Origin of the sequence: Blastomonas sp. (genome assembly GCF_041747255.1) — a bacterium.
Classification (GTDB): Bacteria; Pseudomonadota; Alphaproteobacteria; order Sphingomonadales; family Sphingomonadaceae; genus Blastomonas.
Genome location: NZ_JBGTFM010000302.1, coordinates 1 through 4,092, shown reverse-complemented (window position 1 = coordinate 4,092; position 4,092 = coordinate 1). Strand labels below are relative to the sequence as shown.

Here is a 4,092-nt window from a genome sequence, read left to right as displayed (position 1 = left end):
CGTCTGCGTCTGCGAACGCGGCACGATGGTCTTCTTGCGGGTGCGGATCATGACGGCGGGCAGCTCTGCCACATCGTGCTGGACGATGCCTTCCAGCGTGGGTTCGGCCGACATGCTGATCAGCGCCTCCAGCGCGCCTTCGTCGATGTCCAGCCCCTGTTCGATGCGCTTGTGCAGCCCGATCAGCACATCGCGGGCGCGCGCCGCAGCTTCGGGCTCGCCCTCGATCTGGATGCGATTGCCGCGCGCTGCGATATACACGCCCAGCCGGTTTTCGATGGCGACCAGATTCTTGTCGAACTGGCCGAACAAGGGTCCAAGCAAAGTGGGCTCGTCGAATTCCACGCCGATCCGCGATTTGTTGACCGGTTCGGGGCGGTTGAATGGAAAATCGGTGCCATAGACCGGCGACAGTTTGGCGCTTTGCGGCGCGGGTGACTTGCCGCGCAACTTGCCGCCGCCATCTGATCCGCTGCCACCGCGCGCGCCGCCGCCACCAGGCTTGCCGCCCTGCTTGCGCGGCATCAGGCGGTCACCTGCTGCAGGGCCTGGCCCTCCAGGCTGTTCGGCCCGGCAGAGATGATGTCGACATCGATGATATCGCCGATCTTTGCGCCTTCGGCGATGACGTGCACCGATTGCAGCCAGGGCGATTTGCCAACCAGCTGCCCATGCTTACGCCCCGGGCGTTCGAGCAGCACCTGCATGCGCTGGCCCACCGCCTGCGCGTTAAACGCATGCTGCTGTTCGTTGAGCAGGGCTTGCAGGCGTTGCAGGCGCTCGTCCATGATCTCGGGGCTGATCTGATCCTCCATTTCGGCAGCGGGCGTGCCGGGGCGCGGTGAATATTTGAAGCTGAACGCCTGCGCGTAATTGGCCGCGCGCACGATATCGAGCGTTGCCTGAAAATCCGCCTCGCTCTCGCCCGGGAAGCCGACGATGAAATCGCCCGACAGCGCGATATCGGGCTTTGCGGCGCGCACCTTGTCGATGATCGCCAGATAGCTTTCGGCATTATGGCTGCGGTTCATGGCTTTCAAGATCGGGTTGCTGCCCGATTGCACCGGCAGATGCAGATAGGGCATCAGCGCCGGGATCTCGGCATGCGCCGCGATCAGCGCGTCGGTCATGTCATTGGGGTGGCTGGTGGTATAGCGGATCCGCCGGATGCCTTTGATATCTGCCATCGCGCGGATCAGCCCGTCGAGCCCCTGCATCCGCCCCCGGTCGTCTTCGCCGCCCCATGCATTCACATTCTGGCCGAGCAGGGTGATCTCCTTCACCCCGCCCTCAGCCAGCGCACACGCTTCATCGACCAGCTCGCCGAACGGACGCGAGAGTTCTGCGCCGCGCGTATAGGGGACCACGCAAGAGGTGCAGAACTTGTCGCAGCCTTCCTGCACGGTGAGGAACGCGGTCGGGCGCGGCTGTCTGGGCCGGGCGGGCAAAGACCCGAACTTGGTAATCGCGGGCATGTCGGTATCGATGGCGGTCGCCCCGCGTCGCGCCTGCTCGATCAACTGCGGCAGGCGATGATACGCCTGCGGACCCACGACGATATCGACACTTGGCGCGCGCCGGGCGATCTCGGCGCCTTCGGCCTGCGCGATGCACCCTGCGACCGCGATCATCGGGGTGCTGCCATCGTCGCGGCGCAAACGCCCGATATCCGAATAGACCTTGGCGACGGCCTTTTCACGGATGTGGCAGGTGTTGAGGATCACCAGATCGGCATCCTCGCGTTTCTCGGCAACCTGCATGCCCTCAGCGGTCAGCAGCTCGCCCATCCGCTCGCCATCATAGACATTCATCTGGCAACCGAACGAGGTGACGAAAAAGCGCTGCGCAGGCTCGCCGGTAGAAGAGGCGGGCGCGGGCCGGACGAGGGTATCTGCGGGATGGTTCATGTATGCCAAGCGCTATACAATCGGAACGCCGCCCAAGGAAGCGGAAAGCGCCGCCGCGATGCGTGCGCGTGCCTCGGCGGCAATTGCCTTGCGCCCGGGGAAGTCGGCGGGGCTGAACGGCTCAAGAAAATGCAATGTCACAGCAAAGCTGCCCCTGCGGGTGAACAGCCGCAGCGCGTTGTTCGGCGCGGTTTCCTCTCCCACCCAGGCGATGTCGTGCGCGCTCGTGCCGTAATCGAGATACAGCGGTTGCACCATCACCCCGGGCGGCGGCGGATCAAGCACCTGCAGCAGCGGCGACTTGAACGGCAGCAGCCCGCTGCCGTCGCTGGTCGTGCCTTCGGGGAACACCGTGATCGCCCAGGTTTCCACCAGAGCCTCGCGCAGTTCGTTGATCTGGCCGGCTATGCCCATGCGGTTGCCGCGCGAGACGAACACCGTGTTGTTGAGGCGGCACAGCCAGCCGACCACCGGCCAGGTCTTGATGCCATCCTGCGCGACAAAACTGCTGCCGTTGCGCCCGGCGATCACCGGAATGTCCAGCCAGCTCAAGTGATTGGAGATGTAGAACACATCGCGCTTGAGCGGCGTGCCGATGATGCGGACGCGCGCGCCGCACGCCCGCCCGACAGCCCGCAGAAAGAGCTTTGGCCAAGGGTTTGACAGCCGCAAACCCCGCCACAGATAGTAAAACGGCAAAAACGCCACCAGCACGAGGGCAATTGTCGCGACCCTGAAGGCGAGCCGCACGCGACCGATCAACCCAGGATCGCGCCAGTGCAGATGCGCCATGTCGGGCGTGTCGGGATAAGGTGGCGGGGCGGCGGGCGCTGATACGGCCCGGTCAACCTCGCTCACGCGCGGTCAATCCTTGCGTTCAAGCGAGACGCCGTACAGTTCCATGCGGTGATCAACCAGCCGGTACCCCAGCCGCTCGGCGATCAGCTTTTGCAGCGCTTCGAGCTCCGGATCGACGAATTCCAGCACCTTGCCGGTCTCGACATCGATTAGATGGTCATGATGCGCTTCGGGCGCGGGTTCGTAGCGCGCGCGGCCATCGCCGAAATCGTGCCGGTCAAGAATACCGGCCTCCTCGAACAGGCGCACCGTGCGATATACGGTGGCGATGGAAATGCGCGGATCGATCGCCGAGGAGCGTTCGTGCAGCTTTTCCACATCGGGATGGTCATCGGCTTCAGACAAAACGCGGGCGATGACCCGGCGCTGGTCGGTGATCCGCAGGCCGCGTTCGGCGCACAAGGCTTCCAGGTCGATTTTCTGTCGCATGACATTCCTATAGAAGCATTCGTTGACAAGGACCAGACAGTCGCCGCCCAAAAAACACCCAACGGGCAGCTAATTCAGCCCAGGCCGCGTCAGCCAGCCAGTCTCGTCGCTTGATTTTGACAGCCGGGTCCCGCATGCGAAGACATCACATATCGAATGTCAAAATTATCGAAACCACAGAGCACATATTTGCAATGGTCCTGTGGATTTTTGTCTTTTTTGGTTGAGAGAGTGCCGCGAGGGCAAACAAACGTCAGAAACGGCCCCCCTGCCGTTTATGCGTTTGCTTGCACCTGCGCGGTGAAGCCCATGTTGAGCGTTTACTTGACGGGACGCTTGCCCGGCTTGCGGCCCAGACCGATTTTCTTGGCCAACTCGCGGCGGGTTGCAGCATAATTGGGGGCGACCATCGGATAGTCGGCAGGCAGGTTCCAGCGCGCGCGATAGTCATCCGGCGTCATGCTATAGTGGGTCATCAGGTGACGCTTGAGCATTTTCAGCTTTTTGCCGTCCTCAAGACACACAATGTAATCGGGTTTGATCGAAGCGCGGATCGAGACGGCAGGCTCGGGCCGCTCGGGCTCAACTACTGCGTCAGTAGGCGAAAGACCGTTCAGTGCGCGATGCACGTTCTCGATCAGGTGTGGAATATCTGCAACCGCAACGCTGTTGTTGCTGACATGTGCAGCGACAATGTCAGCGGTCAGGGTTATCAGCGTTTCATGCAGTTCTGTATCAATGTCTGTCATCTCTATGCTACCTCATTCTTGTTTTTTGACTTCGCGGCCCATTAATCACAGCCCAAAAGCTGCGATATTGGGTCTATGCAAGATACCCTGCCAATCGTCAACACTAACATGCATGATCGGATAGCCACGATATAGTCAATGACAAGATG

General features: G+C 61.8%; 4 protein-coding genes and 1 pseudogene. All 5 read right to left on the bottom strand.

Annotation, left to right across the window (positions count from 1 at the left end):
- Nucleotides 1–525: pseudogene (locus tag ACEW8G_RS10405) on the bottom strand (phosphate starvation-inducible protein PhoH); the annotation flags it as partial.
- Nucleotides 525–1,907, bottom strand: coding sequence for a tRNA (N6-isopentenyl adenosine(37)-C2)-methylthiotransferase MiaB (miaB, locus tag ACEW8G_RS10400; RefSeq protein ID WP_373488353.1), 1,383 nt, complete (start codon nt 1,905–1,907; stop codon nt 525–527). The gene miaB and the pseudogene ACEW8G_RS10405, both read right to left, overlap by 1 nt.
- A gap of 12 nt (nt 1,908–1,919) precedes the next feature.
- The gene (locus tag ACEW8G_RS10395; protein ID WP_373488352.1) at nt 1,920–2,765 is read right to left on the bottom strand and encodes a lysophospholipid acyltransferase family protein; all 846 of its coding nucleotides are present in this window, start codon (nt 2,763–2,765) and stop codon (nt 1,920–1,922) included.
- A 6-nt stretch (nt 2,766–2,771) separates the two neighbouring features.
- On the bottom strand, nt 2,772–3,194 hold the full coding sequence (locus ACEW8G_RS10390; protein WP_373488351.1) for a Fur family transcriptional regulator: 423 nt from the start codon (nt 3,192–3,194) through the stop codon (nt 2,772–2,774).
- Nucleotides 3,195–3,514: 320 nt separating this feature from the next.
- Nucleotides 3,515–3,943 (bottom strand): MucR family transcriptional regulator, encoded by a 429-nt coding sequence (locus ACEW8G_RS10385; protein ID WP_373488350.1) that lies wholly within the window; start codon nt 3,941–3,943, stop codon nt 3,515–3,517.
- Nucleotides 3,944–4,092: the final 149 nt, after the last annotated feature.